Origin of the sequence: Kribbella sp. CA-253562, from assembly GCF_050942265.1 — a bacterium.
GTDB lineage: Bacteria > Actinomycetota > Actinomycetes > Propionibacteriales > Kribbellaceae > Kribbella.
On record NZ_CP192049.1, the window covers coordinates 618,067 to 641,810 of the forward strand.

23 protein-coding genes and 1 riboswitch are annotated in these 23,744 nt (G+C 70.8%); of the genes, 19 read left to right on the top strand and 4 right to left on the bottom strand.

From position 1 onward, the window contains the following. Nucleotides 1-9 precede the first annotated feature (9 nt). A complete protein-coding gene (locus ACQPXM_RS03000) occupies nt 10-2,805 on the top strand; it encodes a glycoside hydrolase family 2 TIM barrel-domain containing protein (protein WP_432944477.1) in 2,796 nt (931 codons plus the stop codon). Nucleotides 2,806-2,844: 39 nt separating this feature from the next. Here ACQPXM_RS03000 and ACQPXM_RS03005 read toward each other — a convergent pair whose 3' ends face one another. After that, entirely contained in the window at nt 2,845-3,201 is a 357-nt protein-coding gene (locus ACQPXM_RS03005; protein ID WP_432944479.1) for a winged helix-turn-helix transcriptional regulator, read from the bottom strand. A gap of 72 nt (nt 3,202-3,273) precedes the next feature. Here ACQPXM_RS03005 and ACQPXM_RS03010 point away from each other — a divergent pair, with 72 nt between their 5' ends. The 8 genes from ACQPXM_RS03010 (at nt 3,274) to ACQPXM_RS03045 (ending at nt 11,991) form a co-directional block, all read left to right on the top strand. Then, nucleotides 3,274-3,714, top strand: coding sequence for a TIGR03618 family F420-dependent PPOX class oxidoreductase (locus ACQPXM_RS03010; RefSeq protein WP_432944481.1), 441 nt, complete (start codon nt 3,274-3,276; stop codon nt 3,712-3,714). A gap of 67 nt (nt 3,715-3,781) precedes the next feature. Continuing rightward, a complete protein-coding gene (locus ACQPXM_RS03015; protein WP_432944483.1) occupies nt 3,782-4,072 on the top strand; it encodes a putative quinol monooxygenase in 291 nt (96 codons plus the stop codon). A gap of 231 nt (nt 4,073-4,303) precedes the next feature. Further along, on the top strand, nt 4,304-6,292 hold the full coding sequence (gene tmk, locus ACQPXM_RS03020; protein WP_432944485.1) for a dTMP kinase: 1,989 nt from the start codon (nt 4,304-4,306) through the stop codon (nt 6,290-6,292). Further along, the gene (locus tag ACQPXM_RS03025) at nt 6,289-7,458 is read left to right on the top strand and encodes a DNA polymerase III subunit delta' (RefSeq protein WP_432944487.1); all 1,170 of its coding nucleotides are present in this window, start codon (nt 6,289-6,291) and stop codon (nt 7,456-7,458) included. Before tmk ends, ACQPXM_RS03025 begins: the two co-directional genes overlap by 4 nt. A 151-nt stretch (nt 7,459-7,609) precedes the next feature. Next, nucleotides 7,610-8,269 (top strand): DUF4190 domain-containing protein, encoded by a 660-nt coding sequence (locus tag ACQPXM_RS03030; RefSeq protein ID WP_432944489.1) that lies wholly within the window; start codon nt 7,610-7,612, stop codon nt 8,267-8,269. Nucleotides 8,270-8,287: 18 nt separating this feature from the next. Beyond that, a complete protein-coding gene (locus tag ACQPXM_RS03035) occupies nt 8,288-9,202 on the top strand; it encodes a DUF4190 domain-containing protein (protein WP_432944491.1) in 915 nt (304 codons plus the stop codon). Between the two features lie 177 nt (nt 9,203-9,379). Further along, nucleotides 9,380-10,459 carry a regulatory iron-sulfur-containing complex subunit RicT gene (gene ricT, locus ACQPXM_RS03040; RefSeq protein WP_432950931.1) on the top strand — a complete coding sequence of 360 codons (1,080 nt, stop codon included), beginning with the start codon at nt 9,380-9,382 and terminating at the stop codon, nt 10,457-10,459. A 17-nt stretch (nt 10,460-10,476) separates the two neighbouring features. Beyond that, the gene (locus ACQPXM_RS03045) at nt 10,477-11,991 is read left to right on the top strand and encodes an alpha/beta hydrolase (RefSeq protein ID WP_432944493.1); all 1,515 of its coding nucleotides are present in this window, start codon (nt 10,477-10,479) and stop codon (nt 11,989-11,991) included. A 31-nt stretch (nt 11,992-12,022) separates the two neighbouring features. Here ACQPXM_RS03045 and ACQPXM_RS03050 read toward each other — a convergent pair whose 3' ends face one another. Next, nucleotides 12,023-12,643, bottom strand: a complete 621-nt coding sequence (locus ACQPXM_RS03050; protein ID WP_432944495.1) for a hypothetical protein — start codon at nt 12,641-12,643, stop codon at nt 12,023-12,025. An 84-nt stretch (nt 12,644-12,727) separates the two neighbouring features. On the opposite strand from ACQPXM_RS03050, the gene ACQPXM_RS03055 reads away from it, so the two are divergent. After that, nucleotides 12,728-13,063, top strand: coding sequence for a sterol carrier family protein (locus tag ACQPXM_RS03055; RefSeq protein ID WP_432944497.1), 336 nt, complete (start codon nt 12,728-12,730; stop codon nt 13,061-13,063). Between the two features lie 9 nt (nt 13,064-13,072). Here the strand turns inward: ACQPXM_RS03055 and ACQPXM_RS03060 are convergent, their stop codons facing one another. Next, nucleotides 13,073-13,411, bottom strand: a complete 339-nt coding sequence (locus ACQPXM_RS03060) for a hypothetical protein (protein WP_432944499.1) — start codon at nt 13,409-13,411, stop codon at nt 13,073-13,075. Between ACQPXM_RS03060 and ACQPXM_RS03065 the strand changes: the two genes are divergently transcribed. From ACQPXM_RS03065 to ACQPXM_RS03105, 9 genes are all read left to right on the top strand, one after another. After that, nucleotides 13,405-14,691: an MFS transporter gene (locus ACQPXM_RS03065; protein WP_432944501.1), complete on the top strand. Its 1,287-nt coding sequence runs from the start codon at nt 13,405-13,407 to the stop codon at nt 14,689-14,691. The genes ACQPXM_RS03060 and ACQPXM_RS03065 overlap by 7 nt on opposite strands. A gap of 33 nt (nt 14,692-14,724) precedes the next feature. After that, nucleotides 14,725-15,453 carry a Type 1 glutamine amidotransferase-like domain-containing protein gene (locus ACQPXM_RS03070; protein ID WP_432944503.1) on the top strand — a complete coding sequence of 243 codons (729 nt, stop codon included), beginning with the start codon at nt 14,725-14,727 and terminating at the stop codon, nt 15,451-15,453. 22 nt (nt 15,454-15,475) lie between these two features. Further along, nucleotides 15,476-16,477 carry a phosphotransferase enzyme family protein gene (locus ACQPXM_RS03075; RefSeq protein WP_432944505.1) on the top strand — a complete coding sequence of 334 codons (1,002 nt, stop codon included), beginning with the start codon at nt 15,476-15,478 and terminating at the stop codon, nt 16,475-16,477. 73 nt (nt 16,478-16,550) lie between these two features. Continuing rightward, nucleotides 16,551-17,915 (top strand): aldehyde dehydrogenase family protein, encoded by a 1,365-nt coding sequence (locus ACQPXM_RS03080; RefSeq protein WP_432944507.1) that lies wholly within the window; start codon nt 16,551-16,553, stop codon nt 17,913-17,915. A 74-nt stretch (nt 17,916-17,989) separates the two neighbouring features. Then, nucleotides 17,990-18,964, top strand: a complete 975-nt coding sequence (locus ACQPXM_RS03085) for a hypothetical protein (protein WP_432944509.1) — start codon at nt 17,990-17,992, stop codon at nt 18,962-18,964. Between the two features lie 49 nt (nt 18,965-19,013). After that, nucleotides 19,014-19,203: riboswitch (cobalamin riboswitch) on the top strand. A 24-nt stretch (nt 19,204-19,227) separates the two neighbouring features. After that, entirely contained in the window at nt 19,228-20,253 is a 1,026-nt protein-coding gene (locus ACQPXM_RS03090; protein WP_432944511.1) for an ABC transporter substrate-binding protein, read from the top strand. After that, a complete protein-coding gene (locus ACQPXM_RS03095; protein ID WP_432944513.1) occupies nt 20,250-21,287 on the top strand; it encodes a FecCD family ABC transporter permease in 1,038 nt (345 codons plus the stop codon). Before ACQPXM_RS03090 ends, ACQPXM_RS03095 begins: the two co-directional genes overlap by 4 nt. Before the next feature lie 20 nt (nt 21,288-21,307). Further along, a complete protein-coding gene (locus tag ACQPXM_RS03100) occupies nt 21,308-22,348 on the top strand; it encodes a FecCD family ABC transporter permease (protein ID WP_432944515.1) in 1,041 nt (346 codons plus the stop codon). Then, a complete protein-coding gene (locus ACQPXM_RS03105) occupies nt 22,345-23,163 on the top strand; it encodes an ABC transporter ATP-binding protein (RefSeq protein WP_432944517.1) in 819 nt (272 codons plus the stop codon). Before ACQPXM_RS03100 ends, ACQPXM_RS03105 begins: the two co-directional genes overlap by 4 nt. Here ACQPXM_RS03105 and ACQPXM_RS03110 read toward each other — a convergent pair. After that, nucleotides 23,127-23,741, bottom strand: coding sequence for a TetR/AcrR family transcriptional regulator (locus tag ACQPXM_RS03110; RefSeq protein ID WP_432944519.1), 615 nt, complete (start codon nt 23,739-23,741; stop codon nt 23,127-23,129). The two genes, ACQPXM_RS03105 and ACQPXM_RS03110, sit on opposite strands and share 37 nt — an antisense overlap. Between the last annotated feature and the right edge of the window lie 3 nt (nt 23,742-23,744).

Consider the following 23,744-nt stretch of genomic DNA (forward strand, 5'->3'; position numbering starts at 1 on the left):
TCGTCGTCCGTGACCTACGACCACAGTTATGTCGAAGACTTCGCCCCGGCGGCCGGAACGCTGCCCGCGCGGGCCTGGCTGGACGACGACTCCGGCCGGGTCTCGCTGACCGGTGACTGGAGCTTCCGGCTCTCGCCGAGTGTGGCGGCCGCGCCCGACGACCTGAAGGACCCGGACGTCAGTGGCTGGGACACGATCAGCGTGCCCGGGCACTGGCAGCTGCAGGGGCACGGCGCCCCGGCGTACACGAACATCGTGTATCCGTTCCCGCTCGAGCCGCCGTTCGTGCCGACCGACAACCCGACCGGCGACTACGTGCGGACTGCGACCGTCCCGGAGGACTTCGCCGGCGCGCGGATCGTGCTGCGGTTCGAGGGCGTCGACTCGCGGTTCGCCGTGTACGTGAACGGCGAGCGGGTCGGCTGGTCGTCCGGGTCGCGGCTGCCGAGCGAGTTCGACGTCACCGAGCTGGTCACGCCGGGCCAGGAAGCCCGGATCGCGGTCCGCGTGCACCAGTGGTCGACCGGCAGTTACGTCGAGGACCAGGACATGTGGTGGCTGTCCGGCATCTTCCGCGAGGTCAACCTGCTCGCGCTCAAGCCGACGGCGCCGACGGACGTGTCCGTGCGGGCGGCGTACGACCACACCGACGGCGCCGGCACGCTGGTGGTCGAGTCCGACGTTCCCGGCACGGTCGTCGTCCCGGAGCTGGGCCTGGAGGTGCCGACCGGCGAGCACACGCGGATCGACCGCGTCGAGCCGTGGAGCGCCGAGGTGCCGCGCCTGTACGACGCGGTGGTGCGCACCGAAGGCGGTGAGGTCCGGCTGCGGATCGGCTTCCGCACGGTCGCGATCGTCGACGGCGTACTGACCGTGAACGGCAACCGGGTCCTGTTCAACGGCGTCAACCGGCACGAGGTACACCCCGACCGCGGCCGCGCGCTGACCGAGCAGGACATGCTCGACGACGTACTGATCATGAAGCGGGCCGGCATCAACGCGGTCCGCACCAGCCACTACCCGCCGCACCCGCACTTCCTCGACCTGTGCGACCTGCACGGCCTGTACGTCGTGGACGAGTGCGACCTGGAGACCCACGGCTTCGGCTACGAGCCGACGCCACCGGACCTGCCGAACCCGGTGATGGACGAGCGGTTCCGCCCCGACCTGGTGGAGCGGATGCGCCGGATGGTCCAGCGGGACAAGAACCACCCGAGCATCGTGATCTGGTCGCTCGGCAACGAGTGCGGCATGGGCGACAACCTCAAGGCCATGTACGCCGTGGCCAAGGAGCTCGACCCGTCGCGGCCGGTGCACTACGAGCGGGACACCGAGGCGGAGTTCGTCGACATCTACTCGCAGATGTACACCTCGCCCGAGGACGTGGCGAAGATCGGCGAGGACACCTCGTCGTACCGGGGACTGCCGTTCATCCTGTGCGAGTACGGGCACGCGATGGGCAACGGCCCGGGTGGGCTGCTGGACTATCGCGAGCTGTTCGAGAAGTACCCGCGCTGCCAGGGCGGGTTCATCTGGGAGTTCATCGACCACGGGCTGCGCAAGAGCGAGAACGACCAGGAGTTCTTCGCGTACGGCGGCGACTTCGGCGAGACCATTCACGACGGCAACTTCGTCTGCGACGGCCTGCTGTTGCCCGACCGGACGCCGTCGCCGGGCATGCTCGAGTACGTCAAGGTGATCGAGCCGCTCCGGATTGTTGCCGACGGCAAGGACAAGGTGGCGATCAGCAACCGCTACGAGGTGCTGGACACCAGCCATCTGACCTTCCGGTACGTCGTCGAGGTCTGGGGCGAGCGGGTCGCCGGCGGTGACCTGACGGTGCCGGAGATCGCGCCGGGTCAGACGGTGTCGGTGGAGCTGCCGCCGTCGGTCCGGGAGTTCGCCGAGCAGTCCGAGGCCTGGGTCACGGTCAGTGCCGAGCTGACCGACGGTACGGCGTGGGCCGAGGCCGGGCACCGGGTCGCCTGGGGTCAGGTCCGGGTGGACGACGTGGTTGCGGCCGCGGCACTCGTTGCGCGTGCGCCGGCCGAAGGCGTTGCGGGCGTGCACGGGATCACCGTGGGTGCGGTGACCAACGCGCGCCTCGACGTCTGGCGGGCACCGACCGACAACGACGCCATTCCCGGCGTGGCCGAGGCCTGGCGCGAGGCCGGTCTGCACCGGGTTCAGCACCGGGTCGTCTCGACCACACACGAGACCGGCTGGAAGGTCGTCACCCGGACGGCTCCGCCCGCCCTGCAGTGGGGTCTGCTGTCGACCTGGGTCTGGAGTCGGCTGGACGGCGGCGTGCAGCTCGACCTCACCGTCACACCCGAGGGCCAGTTCCCGGCGACCCTGCCGCGGCTGGGCATCACCTTCGAGCTGCCGAAGGTGGACACCGTCGAGTGGTTCGGCGCCGGCCCGAACGAGGCGTACGTCGACACCCGCTCGGCCGCTGCCGTCGGCAAGTACTCGGCGACCGTCGCACAGCTGCAGACGCCGTACGTGCGCCCGCAGGAGAACGGCCACCGGATCGACACCCGCTGGGCCGTGCTGACCGGCGCGCAGGGCACGCTGCGGATCGAGGGCGCGCCCGGTCTGTTCGGGCTGACCGTGCGCGACTGGACCAGCAAGGACCTGGAGGACGCCAAGCACACGATCGACCTGCGGGCCGGCGACACGACGTACGTGACGCTGGACCTGGCCCAGGCGGGCATCGGCTCGAACTCCTGCGGCCCGGCGCTGGCAGACAAGTACAAGCTGCACACCGCTGAGGCGTCCATTTCCCTGCAGTTCCGCGGCTGAGTCGCCGCCTCACTCCGGGCTTCCCGGAGTGAGGCGATCTCAGTGAGCCTCCTGGGCCGCCAGCACGGCGTCGCCGTTCTCGGCCGCCCAGGAGGTCAGCAGCCGGATCGGCTCCATCAGCGACCTGCCGAGCTCGGTCAGGTCGTACTCCACCCGGGGCGGTACGCCGCCGTGATCGTGCCGCGTGACCAGTCCGTTGGACTGCAGCCGCCGCAGTGTCTGGGTCAGGACCTTCTTCGAGATGCCGCCGATGAGCTCGACCAGCTCACCGTGCCGGCGTGGTCCTTCACTGAGCCCCCAGAGGGTGACCACCGCCCACTTGTCCGCGATCACGTCGATCGCCAGCCGGGCCGGGCAGTCCGCCAGGAACACGTCGCCGCCGCCGATGCCGTCCACGGCGTCCAAGGGTACCCAGAGGTTCCCGTTGCGCTGGCTACCGTCGGACCGACCCCGAGGAAAGGAACTGCCTTGCCAGCGATCCCGTTGCCGGAAAGCACCCACCGGCTGTTCGAGACCGACAACCACGCCGTCCTGGTCACGCTGGACGCGGACGGCTCGCCCCAGGCGTCGCTCGTTTGGGCCGAGCGCGACGGCGACCAGATTCTCATCGGGATGGAGGGGTACCAGCGCAAAGCCGGCAACCTGCGCCGCGATCCGCGGGTCACCGTGGTGATCGAGGACGACCAGCCCAGCCGGCGCGGGCTCACGCAGTACCTGGTCGTCCGCGGGACGGCCGAGGTCGAGGGGCCGGACATCGCGCAGCGGTGGGCCGAGCTGATGGACCAGCAGGCGCAGCGCTATCTCGGCACGGACTACCCGTTCGAGAACCGGCTCTCACCGACCACGGTGATCGCGCGGGTCACGCCCCACAAGATCACCGGCGAGGGGCCGTGGGCCGCACGCGGATGATCTTGGTTGTCCGGCGGTGGGCGGTGTCTTCGTCGGTAGGGTGAACAACCCCCTACGGAGGAATCACATGCTGATCATCGCCGGACACGCGCAGGTGGCCCCCGAACGTCGCGACGAGTACGTCGCGGCCCATGTCGACCTGGTCCGCCGGGCCCGCCAGGCGCCGGGGTGCCGCGACGTGGCTATGACCGCCGACTCGCTCGACCCCGGCCGGGTGAACCTCTTCGAGCTCTGGGACTCGCAGGAGACGCTCGACGCCTGGCGGGCGGTCGCCTCGGCGCCGAACACCGGCATCGAGTTCACCGCCGGTGACATCCAGCTGTACGACGTCGCCGGGGTGCGGCCGCCGTTCGGCTGAGTCAGTCGATTGCCAGCACCGCCTTGCCAAGGACCTTCCGGTCGAGCAGGGCGGTGCGCGCTTCGTTCACCTGCCGCCACGTCGGCGGCGGTCCGCCGGCTGGTGCAAGCCTGTGCTGATGCGGGCCTGGGCCGCCCGAAGTGATCAGCTCGGCATCACACAGCGCGTCCGGTCGCCTACTCGAGGGCCGGCCGGCCGGGATCGTCGGTGCGGCCGACTAGGCTCTGGGATGTGCCGGAGGTGTACGACCCGTTGACCGATCCTGCACCGGCGCATGATCTGCGGGCGGTGTTGCGGATCCGCGCGTTCCGGCGCCTGTGGGTGGCTTTCGGGCTGTCCAGCCTCGGCGACTGGATCGGGCTGCTCGCGCTCACCGCGATGGCCAAGAACTTCGCCGGCGACGACTACCAGGCGGCCAACTTCGCGATCGGCGGCGTGCTGTTCCTGCGGGTGCTGCCCGCGCTGGTGATGGGCCCGGTGGCCGGCTGGATCGCCGACCGGCTGGACCGGCGCTGGACGATGATCGTCGGCGACCTGATCCGGGCGGCGTTTTTCGTCAGCATCCCGATCGTCGGCACGCTCACCTGGGTCCTGGTCGCCACCGTGCTGATCGAGATCGTCAGCCTGATCTGGGGCCCGTCCAAGGACGCCAGCGTGCCGAACCTGGTGCCCCGGCACCGGCTCGAGGCCGCCAACCAGCTGAGCCTGATCACGACGTACGGCAGTGCGCTGCCGGCCGCGGTCATCTTCACCGCGATCACGCTGGTGGCCCGCGGCCTGGGTGACTTCGCGATCGACCTCGCGGTCTACGTGAACGCGGCCACCTTCGCGGTCTCCGCCGTCGCGATCATCTCGGTCGCCGAGATCGGCCGGGCCGGTTCGCACGAGCACGAGAGCCACCCGACGTTGTGGCGCACGATGGTCGAGGGCTGGTCCTACGTCACCGGTACGCCGGTGGTGCGCGGCCTGGTGGTCGGCATCTCCGGCGCCTTCGCGGCCGGCGCGGTCGTGATCGGCCTCGGCCGCACGTACGTGGAGGACCTGGACGCCGGCGACCCCGGGTACGGCGTGCTGTTCGGCGCGGTCTTCGGTGGTCTCGCGCTCGGCATGGGCTTCGCGCCCCGGCTGTTCTCCGGGCTGAGCCGGCGCCGCCTGTTCGCGGCCGGGCTGGTCGGCTCCGGCATCGGGCTGGCCGGGCTCGCGCTGATCCAGCAGATCGAGATCGCCACGATGATCGCGATCGTGCTCGGCTTCTGCGCCGGCGCGTCCTGGGTGTCGGGCTACACGCTGCTCGGCCTGGAGGTGCCCGACAACGTGCGCGGCCGGACCTTCGCGTTCGTGCAGTCGGCGGTCCGGACCGTGCTCGCGGTGACCCTGGCGGTGGCGCCGTTCGCCGCCGGTGCGATCGGCCGGCAGACCTGGAGCATCGGCGGGCGCTCGATCAGCTACAACGGCGCCGCCCTGACGATGCTGGTCGCGGCCGTGCTGGCCGGCGTGATCGGCCTGGTCGCCTGGAAGCAGATGGACGACCGGCCGGGCGTGCCGTTCTGGCGCGACGTACGGCGCAGCTTCGGCAAGACTCCGGGTGTGTATCCGACAACGGGGCTGTTCATCGCGCTGGAAGGCGGCGAGGGCGCGGGCAAGTCGACGCAGGCCGCGCTGCTGGTGAAGTGGTTGCAGGAGCGCGGCCAGCACGTGCTGCTGACCCGCGAGCCGGGCGCGACCGATCTCGGCAAGACGCTGCGGCAGATCGTGCTCGACCCGGCCACCGGCGACATCTCGCACCGGGCCGAGGCACTGATCTACGCCGCGGACAAGGCCGAGCACGTCGACTCGGTGATCAAGCCGGCACTCAAGGCGGGTTCGGTGGTGATCACCGACCGGTACGTCGATTCCGCGCTGGCCTACCAGGGGTCGGGCCGCGACCTGGACGTGTCCGACGTCGAGCGGGTGAACCGCTGGGCCACCGACGATCTGCGGCCGAACCTGACCGTCCTGCTCGACCTGCCGCCGAAGAGCGGCCTGGGCCGCTTCGAGGGGCGCGACCGGATCGAGGCGCAGTCCGCGGACTTCCACGAGCGGGTCCGGGCGGCCTTCCTGGAGCTCGCCGCGGCCGAACCGCAGCACTACCTGGTCGTCGACGCCACCCAGGACCGCGAACAGATCGCCGAGCAGATCCAGGCGAGGTTGCTCCCGATGCTCCCGAAGGTGGACCTATGAGTGTGTGGGACGACTTGGTCGGGCAGCAGCCCGCGGTCGGGATCTTGCGGCGGGCGGTCTCCGGCGCCGCGGCTCGGTTGCGCGGCGAGAGTGGCGCGGCGACGGCCGGGATGACGCACGCGTGGCTGATCACCGGGCCGCCCGGGTCCGGCCGGTCGAACGCGGGACGGGCCTTCGCCGCCGCGTTGCAGTGTGCGAACGAGGGCTGCGGGGAGTGCAACGAGTGCCGTACGGCGCTCAGCGGCGCGCACCCCGACGTGTCGCTGATCCGCACCGAGCTGCTGTCGATCCGGGTCAGCGAGATCCGCGAGCTGATCCGGCGGGCGGCGATGAGCCCGACGCAGGGCCGCTGGCAGGTGATGGTCGTCGAGGACGCCGACCGGCTCACCGAGCAGGCGGCCGACGCGTTGCTGAAGAGCATCGAGGAGCCGGGGCCGAAAACCATCTGGGTGCTCTGCGCCCCGACGGTCGAGGACGTCGTACCGACGATTCGCTCGCGCTGCCGGCTGCTTGTACTGCGGACCCCGCCCGTGCCCGCTGTCGCCGAGATGCTGAGCCGCACGCTCGGGGTCGACGCCGAGCTCGCCGGGTTCGCGGCGCGGGCGGCACAAGGGCACATCGGGCGCGCCCGAGCACTGGCCCGGGACGAGACAGTGCGGGAGCGGCGGACCAAGGTCCTGGAAGTGCCGTTCGCGCTGCGCGATCTCGGGGCCTGTCTCAAGGCGGCCCAGCAGTTGGCGGAGGCGGCGAAGGAAGAGGCGAAGGCCAGCGCCGCGGCGGTCGACGAGAAGGAACGGGCCGCGCTGGAGCAGGCCCTCGGCGTCGGCACGAAAGGCGCCAAGCCCCGCGAGGCCGCGGCCGCGGTGAAGGACCTCGAGGAGCAGCAGAAGGCCCGCGCCAAACGCTGGGAACGCGATGTGCTCGACCGGTCACTGGTCGACCTGATGGCGTTGTACCGCGACGTCTTGGTGGTCCAGACGCGCGCGGGCAGCGAGCTGATCAACGCCGAGCTGCAGACGTCGATCGTCCAGTTCGCCGAGCGCACCACGCCCGAGCAGACCATCCGCCGGATCGACGCGCTCGCCGCCTGCCGGGAGGCGATCGAGATGAACGTCGCCCCACTGCTGGCCCTGGAAGCGATGACCATCGCGCTCTTCGAGGGCTGATCGGCCCGCCGGCGCAGACGCGGGTCTCCACGCCTGTTCGAAGCGTGAGACACGGGTCTGAGTTGCGGACTCGATGTAACGAAGGTACGGGCCGGTCCGATGTGCTGGCTGGCTGGGGAATTCAGCCACCGGCCCCTCGCGAAGGAACTGAATGACCCACCCGCCTCGGCCGATCGAGCCCGCGCGGTCGCTCCCGCCGGCCGAGTCGTGGCTGGACGGCGTACCGGCGCCGGCCGAGCGACGGCTGGACCGGTTCGCGGTCGCGGCGCTGGCGTTCAGCCTGCCCGGCCTGATCCCGGCCGGGATCCCGCTGGCCCTGGTGGCACTGCGGCGGATCCGCCGCTCCGGTCTCCGTGGCCGCCGGATGGCACAGGCCGCGCTGGCGCTGTCCGGCTGCTGGGTGATCGCGGTCGCCGTGGCCGCCGGACTCGGCCTGTACGGCGAACGGCAGGCGGGCATCGGCCGGTCGGTGCCGATCGCGCAGGTCCGCGTGCTGCAGTGCTTCCACGCCGACCTGGCGGCCGAGACCCTGCGCATGGTCACCATCGCCGACTGCGGCGCGTCGCACTCGGGAGAGGCCTACGCGAAGGTGAGGGCCGCGATGACCGGGCTGACCACCGAGCAGAAGAACACCTCGGCGACCCAGCACTGCGCGACCGCGTTCCAGGAGTTCGTCGGCAAGCCGTACGAGCAGTCGGCTCTGGACATGTACTACGTCGTACTGGAAGATCAAGCTGTTGCTGATGGCAACGTACTGTGCATGGTGGGCGGCGAGCGCCTGGTGGGCTCCATGCGCGGGGCACAGCGCTAGGGCCTGGGGGACACCGAGATGACGCAACCGCCGTACCAGTACGACCCGAACCGGCCCCAGGACGGGCCGCGGAGCTTCCCCTCCTACACCCAGCAGCAGCGGCCGCAGGACACGCCGCCGCCGTTCGTGCCGCCGCAGCAGCCGCCGTACGTCCCACCGCAGCAGCAGCCGTTCGTGCCGCCGTACTCGGCGCCGCAGCAGGCTGCCCAGCAGCAGTACCCGCCGTACCCGGCCCAGCAGTACCCGCCGGCCTACGGTCAGCCGCCGGCGCCGTACGGCTACGGCTACTCGGGCGCCACGCGACCCACGAACGGCCTGGCGACCGCCGCGCTGGTGACCGGACTGGCGAGCATCCTGTTCTTCGTCGCCGCGCCGGTCGCGATCGGGCTCGGCATCGCCGCGCTGGTCCAGGTCAAGCGGCGCAACGAGAACGGCACCCCGCAGGCGGTGGTCGGGCTGATCGCCGGTTCCGTGGTCACGCTGATCGCGGCCGTGGTGATCGGCCTGATCGCGCTCGGCTCCACCCTGCCGGACCAGGACTACTCCGACGGCTCGCCGACCGGCTCGGGCGCCTCCACCGGCGTCTACATCGAGGCCCTGGTGGTCGGCGAGTGTTTCGACGACACCTCCGACGAGGACGAGGTCGAGCGCCGGTCCTGCACCGGCGGGCACGACGGCGAGCTGTACGCCGTGGTGACGCTGCCGGCCCAGCCCTGGCCGGGTGACGAGAAGGTCGGTGAGCTCGGCGAGGCGGCCTGCGACGAGAAGTTCGCGCAGTACGTCGGGATCGACGTCGACGACTCCGAACTGGAGCCGGTCGCCTGGTTCCCCGAGCGGGCCGGCTGGAACAGCGGTGACCGCAACATCTACTGCACGGTCTACGGCCCGTACGGCGACGAGCTGGACAGCACCGTCAAGGGCAGCAAGCGCTGAGCGTGCCGATCGGGTCGACTCGGTCAGCGCGAGGGCGACCCCCACCACCGATCAACCTCCCGCCGGCGGGAGCTCGCACGCTCAGGTACCGACCCCAGACAGTGGTTGGTCGGTGGTGGGCGTCGGCGCCGCCACCCAAGCCGTTCACCGCACATGCCCTACTCTGGCCGCGTGGGCATGGTGATGGCGGTGTCGTTCGAGCGCTACGGACGGCTGTACTACCTGGACCCCGGCCCGCACCGGCCGCGGGTCGGGGACAAGGTGCTGGTTCCGACCGACGACGGGCCGGAGGTCGCCGAGTGCGTGTGGGCGCCGCAGTATGTCACCGAGGAGATCGGTGGGCTGCCGCTGTGTGAAGGAGTCGCGACCCCGGCCGACCTGGAACGCGATGAGCACAACCGCGACCGCCGGGCCGACGCGCGGCTGATCGCGAAGCGGCTGATCCGTGAGCACGGGCTGCCGATGAAGGTGGTCGGCATCGACTTCGTCGACCGGCGGCCGGACGTCGACCAGCTGGTGATCGTGTACTTCTCCGCGCCGCACCGGGTCGACTTCCGCGAGCTCGTGCGCGACCTGGCCCGCGGGCTGCGCGCCCGGATCGAGCTGCGGCAGGTCGGTGCCCGCGACGAGGCCCGGCTGCAGGGCGGGATCGGGCCGTGCGGGCGGGACCTGTGCTGTGCGACGTTCCTGAAGGACTTCGAGCCGGTCAGCGTGCGGATGGCGAAGGACCAGGACCTGCCGCTCAACCCACTGAAAATCTCCGGCGCGTGCGGGCGGCTGATGTGCTGCCTGAAATACGAGCACCCGCTGTACCAGGAGTTCAACGCCAAGGCGCCTTCGGTCGGTACGCCGGTGGAGACGCCGGCTGGGGACGGCGTGGTCGTCGGGCACAACGTCCCGAGCGACACCGTCGTCGTACGGCTCGCCGCGTCCGGTCGCCGGTGCGCCTGCAGCCGCGCCGACGTGTGCTCGCCGCGCCAGCAGTACGAGGCCAGCAGCACCACCACGCCGGACGCCCCGGTGAGCCTCCCGACGCCGACCGCCCGGCCGGCCGAGCAGAAGCCCGCGCAGGACCGGACCGCCGAGCTGAAGCCCGCCCAGGAGCCGGCGGCCGAGCACCAGACCACCCAGGAGCCGGCCGCTGGGGAGCCCACCCGCCGCCGCAAGCCACGCCGTCGGCGGCGTTTGAGCGACTCGTCGACGGACACCGGGCCCACCACCGCTGGACCGGACGACAACACGGGAGACGGCTCGTAGTGAAGACGTGCAGGGTTGTGGCAGGGCTGCTGGTCGTGGCGCTGGTCGGTGGGTGTGGAGTCGCCACCCGGGCCCAGGACGCCGAAGGCCCCAGCGGTACGACGGGCGGCAACCCGACGAGCGCTCCGGCCGGGCCGATTCCCGTCGGGCTGGAGAAGTTCTACCAGCAGCGGCCCGCCTGGGAACGCTGCGGATCCGGCAGCCAGTGCGCGACGATCACCGTCCCGCTCGACTACACCAAGCCCGCCGGCGACACCATCGAGCTGCGCGCCCGCCGCATCCCGGCCCGCGACCGGGCCGGCCGGATCGGCACGCTGTTCATCAACCCCGGCGGTCCCGGTGCCTCCGGCGTCCAGTTCGCTTCGTCGGCGCCGTTCAGCCTGGGCGCGGCCCTGCTGCGCAGGTTCGACGTGATCGGCTGGGATCCGCGCGGCGTGGGCGACTCGACGCCGGTGCGCTGTCTGGACACCGAGCAGCAGGACAAGCTGCTCGCGACCGACGGCAGCCCGGACGACGAGACCGAGATCAGCACGCTGGACGCCGAGAACAAGGCGTTCGCGCAGGCCTGCGAACGCCGCTCGGGCAACCTGCTGCCGCACGTGTCGACCGAGGACGCCGCCCGGGACATCGACGTCCTGCGCGGCATCGTCGGTGATGCCGAGCTGAACTACCTCGGCTACTCCTACGGCACGTTCCTCGGCGCGACGTACGCCGAGCTGTTCCCGAAGAACGTCGGCCGGCTGGTGCTGGACGGCGCGGTCGACCCCTCGAAGACGGCCGAGCAGAACAACATCGCCCAGGCGAAGGGCTTCGACGTCGCGCTGAACGCGTTCGCCGAGGACTGCGCCGCGCGGTCCTGCCAGCTCGGCGGCAGCAAGACCGAGGTCCTGGCCGCGGTCGACAAGCTGCTCACCGAGACCGACGCCAAGCCGCTGCCGACCGGCGGCGACCGCGAGCTGACGCAGGCGCTGACGGTGCTCGCGGTGATCTTCCCGCTGTACCAGAAGGAAGCCTGGCCGCAGCTCGAGGAGGCGGTGGCCAACGGCCTCGAGGGCAAGGGCGCCAAGCTGCTGGCGCTCGCCGACGCGTTCACCGACCGGACGCCGCGCGGCTACGCCGGCAACCAGAACGAGGCGATCTACGCGGTGAACTGCCTCGACCGCCAGGACATCACCTCGGTCGCGGACGCCAAGTCGAAGCTGGCCAAGTACACGGCCGAGTCCCCGCGCTTCGGCCCGTACCTGCTCTGGGGTTCGCTGGCCTGCGCGAACTGGCCGGTCAAGCCGACCGGCAAGCCGCACCCGATCAAGGCGACCGGTGCGAAGCCGATCGTCGTGATCGGCACCACCCGCGACCCGGCGACGCCGTACGCATGGGCCGTCGGGCTGGCCGGGCAGCTGGACAGTGGCGTACTGATCACTCGCGACGGCGACGGCCACACCGGCTACAAGGCCGGCAATCCGTGCGTCGACAGCGCAGTGGAGAGCTACTTGCTGCAGGGCTCGGCGCCGGCGACCGACATCGAGTGCTGACGCCAGTACGACGTACTGGCGTCAGCTGAGCTCAGCTGGGCCGGTCGTCGGACTCGTCCGGCAGTCGCAGCGTCTCGGTCGCCCGCTCCAGGACGGCACGCAGCCCGGCCTCGTCCTGCGGGCGGCCGCCGACGGTGATCTCGACCGCCGACCGGTCGCTGTCGCCGGCCGCGATCCAGCGCGACAAGCCCATCCGCGGCCCGCGCTCCCGGTCGGTGTAGGTGTAGACCAGCGTGGTGTTGTCGGTGCTGATCACCTTGTAGTCCGGCTCGTCGATGCTGCCCTGGCGGGCCTCGAGCAGCGCGTCGGGCGTCTGCTTGCTGCCGCGCGCGTCGAACCTGATCTGCCAGACGCCGGTCGGGTCGACGTACCGCGGGCGGGTGCCGCTCTGGCTGGTCTTCCAGCCCGCCGGGACCTCGGCGGTGACCGGCTCGCGCTCGGTGCCGAAGGTCTCGGCCGCGAACTGCAAGGCGTCCGGCTGCAACCCGTCGCTCGCGATCGGCGTGGGCGTCGGCGTCGGACTGGTGACGACGGTCTGGGCGGAGTCCTGCCCGGTGGCGCTGTTGATCGCGAGCACGGTGCCGAAAACGGCCACACCGACGGTCATCCCGGCCAGTGTCGCCAGCAGCGCCTGGTGCCTGGGCGTGAGCATCCGGACCTCCGCAATCCTTGTCGTCGCAGTTGATTATCGACCACGAGGGGGCCGTCGGCGAAACCGCCGCTACGCTGGCCTGTCGTGGACTTCGATGCGGCGCTGCGCCGGTACCGAGCAGGTGAAGCCGAGCGGGCCGATCTGAAACTCCTGGTGAAACAACTGCTGAAGCTGCTGGTCGCGAAAGCGCCCGGTCACGCGGTCGAGGTGCGCGTCCCGCCGTACGGCGCGGTGCAGTGCATCGAGGGACCGCGGCACACCAGGGGTACGCCGGGCGCGGTGGTGGAGATGCCGCCGGAGCTGTGGATCGACCTGGCGATCGGGCGGATCGACTGGCCCGAGGCTCGTGACAGCGGCAGGTTGCGGGCCAGCGGGGAGCGCACCGATCTCAGTGCGCTCCTGCCGCTGGTCAGCGAGTAACGAACCGGCTCAACGACCGGCGGTGCCGGTGGACCAGACCGGGGTGCGACCCGAGTAGATCACCAGGTTGCCGTCGCGCTGCAGTGAGATCGAGCTGCCCTTGACGTTCGTGGCAGTGGACCACAGAGCGGTCTTGCCCTGGTAGAGCACGGCATTGCCGTCCTTCTGCATGATGAACGTGAACTTGTTGTTCCACGACCGGCGGTACTGGGCCGTCGCCGGCGCCGTGGTGGTTGACGCCGGGTCCGGCCGTTTGGTTCCGGTCCAGACCGAGCGCGCGGCCGACGGAAGGGCCGAAAATGGGGTCGTCGCGGCGCGCGGGCGGGTGCAACCATGTGCCAGTGGCAACAAGTTTCCGCGAACGCCTGACCCGGCTCCGGGTCGATCTGACCCCGTGGCGGGCGTCCCGCGACTTCCGGATCCTGGTGATCTCCGGCTCCGTGTTCTTCCTCGGCGGCATGGTCGGCTACGTCGCGCTGCCGTTCCAGCTCTACCAGCTGACCGGATCGAACTTCGCCGTCGGCGCGATGGGCCTGGTGACGATCGTCCCGCTGGTGCTCTTCGGCCTGTACGGCGGCGCGCTGGCCGACCACGTCGACCGCCGCAAGATGCTGATCCTGACCGGGATCGCGCAGGTCGCGGTCTGCGCGGTGCTGCTGGCCAACACGCTGCTCGCCAGTCCGCAGGTCTGGGTGATCTACGTCTGCGGCGCGCTCAACGCGATCGCGTCGTCACTGCAGCGGCCGTCGCGGGAGGCGCTGTTCCCGCGCGTCGTCCGGCACGAGGACATGCCGGCCGCGGTGACGCTCAACTCGCTGACCCTCCAGGTCGGCCAGCTCGCCGGGCCCGCACTCGGCGGCGTACTGGTCGGAACCGCCGGGGTGACCTGGGCCTATGCCGTCGAACTCGTCGGGCTGGTGGCCGCGACGCTGCTGTTCCTGCTGCTGGGCTCGTACAAGCCGAGCGAGCACAGTACGCCGCCGAGCCTGCGGGCGATCGGGGACGGGATCAAGTACGCCTTCCGCCGCCGCGACCTGCTCGGCACGTACGCCGTCGACATGGTCGGCATGTTCCTGGCGATGCCGATCGTGCTGTTCCCGGCGTTCGCGACCGAGGTGCTGAAGGAACCGAAACTGCTCGGCCTGCTCTACAGCGCCGAGGCGGTCGGCGCGATGCTGGCCACGCTCACCAGCGGCTGGGCCCGCCACGTCCATCACCACGGCCGCGCGGTGGTGCTCGCCACCATCACCTGGGGCGCGTCGGTTGGCATCGCGGGCCTGGCGCCGAACATCTGGTTCGCGATCGCGTTCTTCGCCGTCGCGGGCGGCGCGGACATGATCTCCGGCCTGTTCCGTGCGGTGATCTGGAACCAGACCATCCCCGACGAGATGCGCGGCCGCCTGGCGGGCATCGAGATGCTGTCGTACTCGCTCGGTCCGCTGGGCGGGCAGTCCCGCTCGGGTCTGGTCGCGGACCTCACCAGCGTCCGTACGTCGATCGTCAGCGGCGGGGTCCTGTGTGTCGCCGGCGTGGTCGTCACCGCCGCCTGGCTGAAGGACTTCTGGCGCTACGACGCTCGCACCGACGAACACGCGGTCCGCGAACGCAAACTGCGGGCCGCGGGCTAGAAAAGAACCGCGAAACAACAGAGGGTTGGGGGCATGCGAGCTCTCCTCACGTCGTCCGGGATCACGAACAGCAGCATCCAGGACGCCCTGGTCGACCTGCTCGGCAAACCGATCGCCGAGTCCAACGCCCTTTTCGTTCCCACCGCCCTGTATCCGTTTCCCGGTGGACCCGGCATGGTCTGGCAGACGATCGCCGGCTCCCGTTCGTCAAAGCTGTGTGGATTGGGCTGGAAGTCCCTGGGCATTCTCGAGCTGTCGGTGCTGCCGAGCATCGAGCAGGCGGCGTGGGTCCCAACGGTCCGCGACGCCGACGTCCTGCTGGTCGGGGGCGGCGACCCCTTGTTCCTCGCCAACTGGATGCGTCGCTCGGGACTGGCCGATCTCCTACCGACGCTCGACGCGGTCTACGTCGGGGTGAGCGCCGGCAGCATCGCGGCGACTTCCACCTTCGTCGAGACCTACACCGAACCGCCCCGCGGCACCGACGGACCGCTGAAGACCGAGGACGTCGTCTTCTCCACCCCCGAAGGCGACCTCGACAGGATCCTCGTCACAGGCCAGGGAGCGGGCCTCGTCGACTTCGGCCTGATTCCGCACTTCGACCATCCACACCACCTCGACGCCTCCCCGGCCAACGCGGAGAAGTGGGCGGCACGCATTCCCGCGCCGACGTACGCGATCGACGACGACACCGCCGTCAGCGTGGCCGACGGCGACGTCCAGGTCGTCTCCGAGGGCAACTGGAAACTGTTCCAGCCCTGACGTTCGGTGGATACGCTGCGGGATGCCCGAACTCGTGTCGAAGCGCGCGCAGGTCGCACGGCTGCGTCGTACGGCGGTGCGGGCGCTCGAGGGGTACCCGGTGGACGACCCGCGGCTGACGTTCGTCGCGCACGGCGAGAACACCACGTTCCGGGTCGACTCCCGCGATGGGCGGTTCCTGCTGCGGGTCCATCGGGCGAACCGGCACGGTCCCGGCGTCGACTCGCGGCAGGCGGTCGGATCGGAGCTGGACTGGCTGGCCGCCTTGCAAGCAGACACGGAGCTGAGCGTTCCGCCACCGGTCCGGGCTCGCAGCGGAGAGTGGACCACCGTCGCCGACGGCCGAGTTTGCTCGCTCCTCGGCTGGCAGTACGGGCGGATGCAATCGGCACATCCGCGCCCCGTGCACTTCCGGCGCCTGGGCGGCATCCTGGCCCGGCTGCACGAGCACGCTTCGGGATGGGATCCGCCGCCGGGCTTCATCCGGATGCGGTGGGACTGGGAGACCTTCTTCGGCAACACGATGGAGTACGGCGGGGTGTCCGCGGCCGGGTGCTGGGACCTGTTGCCGGCGCCGGTTCGCCCGCGGTTCGGCGAGGTCGCGCGCCGGATGCGGGGTGTGATGGCGGAACTGGGATCGACGCCGGACGTTTTCGGCCTGATCCATGCCGACCTGCATCTGGAGAACGTGCTGTTCGACGGCGACGCGGTGCGGCTGATCGACTTCGACGACTGTGGATTCGGCTACTGGCTCTACGACCTCGCAGTACCGCTGTGGGAGTACCGGACGCACCCCGAGCACGCCGCGATCCGTGAGGCGCTGCTCACTGGGTACGGCGAGCGGCGAGCGTTGCCCGACCTCACCCACCTGGACGACTTCGTCGCCACGCGGGACGTGGCGTTCGGGTTGTGGTTCGTCGGGATGGCTCAGGTCAATCCTGCCTTCGCGGCCGATCTCGACCGGACCATGGACTACCTACGGCGGTCGCTCGATCAAGCACTGAGTACGCCGAGGACGCCCTGAAGCCGGGGGTGTGAGAAGCACCAGCCGGGGAACCGGGCTCTGGTTGCGGCCTTACCGGAGAGGAGTGCGGACGGTGATCACCGGTACTGAGCGTGTGTTGGAGATTCTCGACCCCGCCGACGGATCGCGGGTCGGAACGGTGCCGATGGCGAGTGACGCCGAGGTGGACGCGGCGGTCGTCGAGGCGCGGCGGCAGAGCACCGACTGGGCGCGGACGCCGGCCGCTGAGCGCGGAGCTGCGGTGAAGGCAGCCGCGAAGGCGTTGCGGGACGCGGCGGACGAGCTGGCCCGGATCAACTGTTCCGAGACGGGCAAGCCGGTCGACGAGAGTCTGGGCGGCATCCTCGCCGGTGCGGGCACGCTCGAGCAGTACGCCGAACTGGGGCCGCTGCGCGGCGGACGCACGCTGCTGGGAGATCCCGACGCGACCGACCTGATGGTCCCCGAACCCCGAGGCGTCGTGGTCGCGCTGACGCCCTGGAACGATCCCGTCGCGGTCGCCTGCGGGCTGATCGGCGCGGCTCTGGTCACCGGCAACACCGTCGTTCACAAGCCCAGCGAGCGCTGCCCGCACACCGGCGCGCGGCTCGGTCAGTTGCTCGCCGAGGCACTGCCGCAGGGAGTGCTGCAGACAGTGCAGGGTGACGGCTCGGTCGGCGCAGCGCTTGCCGCGCGCAACGATGTGGACGTGACCGCCCACGTCGGCAGTACGGCCGCCGGGCGGTCCATCGCCGCGGCCGCCGCCGCGACCGGCGCCAAGGCTCTGCTCGAGAACGGCGGCAACGACCCGCTCATCGTGGACGAGGACGTCGACCCGGTCTGGGCGGCCGGCCAGGCGGCGCTCGGCGCGTTCGCCAACTCGGGCCAGATCTGCGTCGCCGTCGAGCGGATCTACGTGCATCGCGCGGTGGCCGATCCCTTCCTGTCCGCACTGGTCGCCGAAGCGCAGTCGCGCGTGCTCGCCCCGCTGGTCGATCGGCGCCACCGGGAATCCGTGCACCAGCAGGTCCGCCAGGCCGTCGACAACGGAGCCGTGCTCCTCACCGGCGGCGAGCTGCCGGACGACCCGGGCGCGCACTACCCGGCCACCGTGCTCACCTCCTGCAGCCCTGAACTGGACGTCATGCGCACCGAGACCTTCGGACCGGTGGCCCCGGTGACCGTGGTCGACAGCTTCGGCGACGCCCTGCGACTGGCCGCCGACGACGACTACGGCCTGGCCGCGACGGTGCTGACCGGATCCCAGGCCAACGCCCAGCGCGCCTGGCGCGAGCTGCCGGTCGGTACGGTCAAGATCAACGCGGTCTTCGGTGGTGCGCCGGGTGGTGCCGCGCAGCCCCGGCGAGCCAGCGGCGCCGGGTTCGGCTACGGACCTGAGTTGCTGGACGAGATGAGCCAGCTCAAGGTGGTGCACTGGGAGCCCGCGCCCGCCCACTAGGTCCGCGGTTGGGGCCGTCGGTGGCAGCGTCTACAGTCGGAGACCTTGTCACCGAGCAGTCACGAGGAGTTCGGATGCGAATCTCCGCCACCGTCACGGCTGCCACCGCCGTACTGGTTCTGGCCGGTTGTGGCGGCGGGTCCGGCGAATCGGCACCGAACGTGCCGCCGCTGGTCTCGGTCAGTACGACGCCGACCGAGACCCCGAGCGAAACCCCTTCGGAGACGCCCAGCCCGCCGCCGACCGCCAAGGTCGCCGACACCCTCTGCGTCCGGATGAACCAGTCGCTGGTGCAGACGACGCTCGCCGTACCAGTGGTGACGATCCAGCCGAAGGCGGTGCCGGCCGAGATCGGGCTGCCCAGCTTCGACATCTGCCAGCTCGCGTTGAGCACCAGCCCGAGCGGCCCGGTGCTGCGCCTCGGCGTCTCGGTGCTGCCCTCGACGAAGGCCGATCTGACGGCCGCCCAGCAGGCGTACGCCGCGACGAAGGCCGAGCCGCCACGCGCGCTCGCGGCCGGTCAGGGCGGCTATGTGACGAGCAAGTTCGCCGTCTTCCTGCTCGGCAACCGGCTGTTCAAGGTCGAGGGGCCCGCGGCGACCCCGACGAAGTACGTCGTACTGGCGCAGGAGGCGGCCCGTCAGGCGGCCGGGCTGCCCGAGGCCGCGCCGCTGATCACCCGGCCGGAGTGCGAGCGCGGTACGTCGGCCGCCGCCAAGGTGATGGGTGCCGAGGCGATGGCCCGCCGCGACAGCGAGACGCCGGCGGGCGACGTCGTCTGCGGCTGGATCACGTCGACCGGCGTGCTCTACACGACCGCCCGGCGTGTGCCGGACGCGGAGGCCGCGATGGCGACGATCCGCAAGGCACCCACGTCCCAGTCGATTCCGCTCGGCGACGAAGGCTACGTCGACACCGCCACCGGCCGGGGCACCATCCGGGTCGGCACCGACAAGATCGCCGATCTCGTCCCGCTACCCGGTACGAAGGTGAAAACCGACGACATGGTCGCCTTCGCCCTCGCGATCTCCCCGCTCTACACGCGCTGACGGCGTCCTGGCGGCCGGACCGGGTGCTGCGACCGAGTCGCAGGGTGAGCTACCGTGTGGGCGTCGTGGTGTTCGGGAAGCCGGTGTGGAACCGGCGCGGCCCTCGCCACTGTGATCGGGATTGTCCGACGAGCGTTCACGTGCTGTGAGACCACTGGTCCCTGACGGACTGGGAAGGTCAGCTCGACGGATGCGGTCGTCCCGTCAGCCAGGAGACCGGCCACGACGCGTCCCGTCCACGAGGTGTTGGAGGAACGGTCGCCATGGCCGTCGTACCCAAGGCAGTGCTCGCTGCCGTCCTGTTGTCCCTGGTCGCCGCCTGCGGCGGTACCGCCGAAGCCGGTCCGAGCCCGACCGCGACCACGGTGAAGAACTGCGGGCTCGACGTCACCGTCGACGGCCCGCCCGAGCGGGTGTTCGCGGCGTACCAGCCGGCCATCGAGCTGGTGCACGCGCTGGGACTGTCCGACCGCCTGGTCGGGACGGCGTTCCTGGACTCCGAGGTGCTGCCCGAGTACGCCGCGGCGCAGCGCGATCACAAGTACTACAAGAACATGCCGAGCCGCGAGGAGCTGCTCAGCCTGAACCCGGACTTCGTGCTGTCCGGCTTCAACGACATCTTCAGCGCGGCCGGCAGTGACGGCAGCTTCGGCAGCCGCAAGTCGCTGTCCGACCTGGGGGTGCAGACCTGGATCTTCAGTCCGCTGTGCCCGAGCGCGGACGGCAAGGGCGACGAGGCGATCGACCCGTCGACGGTCTCGATGGACAACGTGTACGCCGATCTGCGCGACCTCGGCACGTTGTTCGGCGTACGGGACAAGGCCGAGCAGGTGATCGCCGACCAGCAGCGGCGGATCGCGGCGGTCGAGGCGAAGGTGAAGGGCGCGGACCGGCCGACGGTCGCGATCGTGCGGCCCGGGCTCGAGGGCGGCGGGATGACGGTGTCGGGCGGACCGGACTTCGGCACGGTGCTGATCCGGCAGGCCGGCGGCGTGAACGCGTTCGCCGGGCTGACGTCGAAGCGGAACGTGAAGATCAGCGTCGAGGAGTTCCTCAAGGCCGATCCCGACTACATCCTGATCAGCGCCTGCTGCGACGCGACGCTGACCGAGGCGCAGGCCCAGTCGGACGTCGCCAAACTGCTGCGGAACCCGGCCTTCGCGAACCTGACGGCGGTGAAGAACAAGCACGTCGTCCCGTGGCTGTTCGCGCACCACTCGGCCGGCGTCCGCGGGGCGGGCTCGACCGAACTGATCGCGAAGATCATCCATCCCGACCTGGTCAAGTGATCGGGCCGGTCGTTGACGGCCGGCGCGGGCTGCTGCGGCACGGGGTGACCAGGACCGGCGGGCTGGTGCTCGCGGTCGTCGTACTGCTGGCGGCGGTGCTGCTGTCCTTGCTGGCCGGGACGCAGTGGTTCGGGCCGCGAGACGTGTATCTGGCGGCGGCCGACTTCACCGGATCCGACACGGATCGGGTGATCCGCTACCTGCGGCTCCCGCGGACCGCGACCGGGCTGCTGGCCGGTGCCGCGCTGGGCATGGCGGGTGCGCTGATGCAGGGCGTCACGCGGAACGCGCTGGCGGATCCGGGGATCCTCGGCGTCAACGCTGGCGCGGCCGTGGCGGTGGTGGCGGCCATCGGCGTCTTCGGCGTGACCAGCCTGACCGGGTACGTCTGGTTCGCGATGGGTGGGGCGTTGATCGCGACCGTCGTGGTCTACGTCGTGGGTGCGTTGGGGCGAGGCGGAGCGACGCCGGTCAAGCTGGCTTTGGCGGGTGCGGCGTTGTCGGCGATGCTCGGCTCCGTCACGTCGGCGGCGACGCTGCTCGACCTGTCCACGTTGAACGAATTCCGCTTCTGGGTGGTCGGTTCGCTGACGCTCGCGACCGGGCCGATCGTCGGCCAGGCGCTCCCCTTTGTTGCTTTAGGCATCCTGTTGTCGCTGGCGCTGGGCCGGTCGCTCAACCAGTTGGCATTGGGTGAGGAACTCGCGACCACGCTGGGCACCCGGGTCGGGCTGGTCCGCGTGCTCGCGGGCCTGGCGATCATGCTGCTGGCCGGTACGGCGACAGCGATGGCCGGGCCGATCGCCTTTGTCGGGCTGGCCGTACCTCATGTCGCGCGGGCGATCGTCGGCGCCGACTACCGGTGGATCCTGCCGTACTCGCTCGTCCTCGCGCCGGCGTTGCTGCTGCTCGCGGACGTGCTCGGGCGGCTGGTGGTCCGTCCGGACGAACTGCAGGTCGGCATCATCACGGCGTTGATCGGGGCGCCGCTGTTCATCGCGCTGGTACGCCGCCGCAGGCTGGCGGAGCTGTGAAGTCGCGGGCTGGCGGAGCTGTGAAGGGGTCCACTCGGGCGGTCCGCGTCGGGCCGTTCTCAGCCCGGTTCGACGTCGGTGGAGCGGTGGTGACCATCGCCGCGCTGCTCCTGGCCGTTGCCGTCGGAGCCTACTCCTTGACGATCGGCGACTACGAGATCCCGCTCGGGCAGGTGCTGAACACGCTCGCGGGCCACGGGTCGCTGATCATGACCGACGTGGTGGTGAACAACCGCCTGCCCCGCGTTCTCGTCGGGCTCGGCGTCGGCGCCGCGTTCGCGGTCTCCGGCGCGATCTTCCAGCGTCTGGCCCGGAACCCGCTGGTCAGCCCGGACCTGATCGGCATCAACGCCGGCGCCGCGCTGGCGGCCGTCGTCGTGATCACGATTCTCGGTGCCGGTCCTTTCTGGCTGCCGGTCGGCGCACTGCTCGGCTCGTTGCTAACGGCAATTACTGTCTACCTGCTCGCCTTCAAGCGCGGGGTCGCCGGATATCGCCTCGTGCTGGTCGGCATCGGCGTCACCGCGATCCTCGGCTCGCTCACGGCGTACCTGCTGACGCTGGCCGACATCTACACGGCCAAGAGTGCCCTGATGTGGCTCTCCGGCAGCCTGGCCGGAAGGTCGTGGCCGGAAGCAACCTTGATCGGCGTCACCGTGCTGGTCCTCGTCCCGGCCGCATTGGCGTCGTCCCGGCAGCTCCGGCTGCTGGAGCTCGGCGACGACCTCGCGCGCACCTTGGCCGGTCGCGTCGAGCTGTCCCGCGGCATCCTGATCGCGATCGGTGTCGGCCTCGCCGCGCTGGCCACAGCGGCAGCCGGGCCGATCGCCTTCGTCGCGCTGGTCGCGCCGCAGATCGCCCGCCGCCTGCTCGCCGAACGCGTCGCCGGACTGCTCGCGGCCGGTGCGATCGGTGCGCTGCTGGTGGTCTCCGCCGACCTGCTCGCGCGCCAGTTGTTCGCGCCGATCCCGTTGCCCGTGGGCGTTGTCACGGCGTTCCTGGGCGCTCCGTACCTGCTGTTGCTGATGGCCCGGGCGAATCGGGTCGGCCGAGGAGGATGACCATGCTGCGCGCCGAGAACCTCACCCTCGCGTACGACGGAACGCCGGTCGTGCACGACCTGTCGGTCGACATCCCACGCGGCAAGATCACCTTGATCGTGGGCGCCAACGCCTGCGGCAAGTCGACCCTGCTGCGCGGCCTGGCCCGCCTGCTCGTCCCACGCGGCGGCACCGTCTACCTGGACGATCTCGACGTACGCCGGGTCCCCGGCGGCGAGCTCGCCACGAAGCTCGGCCTGCTCCCGCAGCAACCCGTCGCCCCCGAGGGCATCACGGTCGGCGACTTGGTCGGCCGCGGCCGGCATCCGCACCAGCGCTGGTTCCGCCAGTGGACCCCCGAGGACGAACGCGTCGTCACCGAAGCCCTCGCCGCCACCGGCACCGCCGACCTGGTCGACCGTTCGCTCGACCAGCTCTCCGGCGGTCAGCGCCAGCGCGTCTGGATCGCTCTCGCCCTGGCCCAGGACGCCGGCACGATGCTGCTCGACGAGCCGACCACGTTCCTCGACCTCGCCCACCAGCTCGAGATCCTCGACCTCGTCCAGGACCTCAACCGCGAGCACGGCAAGACCGTCGTGCTGGTCCTGCACGACCTCAACCTCGCCAGCCGCTACGCCGACCACCTGATCGCCCTCAAGTCCGGCACGGTCGTCGCCACCGGTACTCCGTCAGAGGTCATCACCCCAGAAACCGTGCAACAGGTCTTCGGCCTCGCCTGCGAAGTCATCCCCGACCCACTGACCGGCACCCCACTCGTCCTACCCCGCCCTCGCCCGGATCAGGCCGGAGCGTCGCCCAGAACAGGGGTCAGGTAGCCGACCAAGGCCCGGTTGACCTCGGCGATCCAGGATTCGCGGTCCTCGGCCGGGGCGGCGAGCACGGTCCCGAGCAGCGCGGCGAAGATCTGCGTCGCGACGACGGCGGTCTGCTGCCGGCGGTCGGCGGGAAGGTCCGGGGCCCGGGCAGCGATCACTTCGGCGACCTTGCCGGTCACCGCGGCCTGCAGCGCGCGGGCCGGAGCGGTCAGGTGCTCGGGCAGACCGGTCCCGGCGAACAGGGCCTTGAATCCGGGGTTGGCGAGGTTGACCTCGACCATCGGCCGGATCATCCGGTCGATCAGCTCGGGCAGCGGAAGCTGGGCGGCGGCCGGGTCGAACGCCCGGGCATGCGCTTCCTGCAGGGCGGTCCGGTAGCGATCGGCCAGCGCGCCGGCGAGCGCCTCCTTGTTCGCGAAGAACTGGTACAGCGTGCCGGGGGAGACGCCGGCCTGCCGGGCGATCGCGTTGGTGGTCGCCTTCGCGTAGCCGACCTCGGCGAACACGACGGCCGCGGCGTCGGTCAGCTGCTCCATCCGCCGCTGCCCGCGGGCCTGCCGGCGCGGCTGCTCGGTCATCAA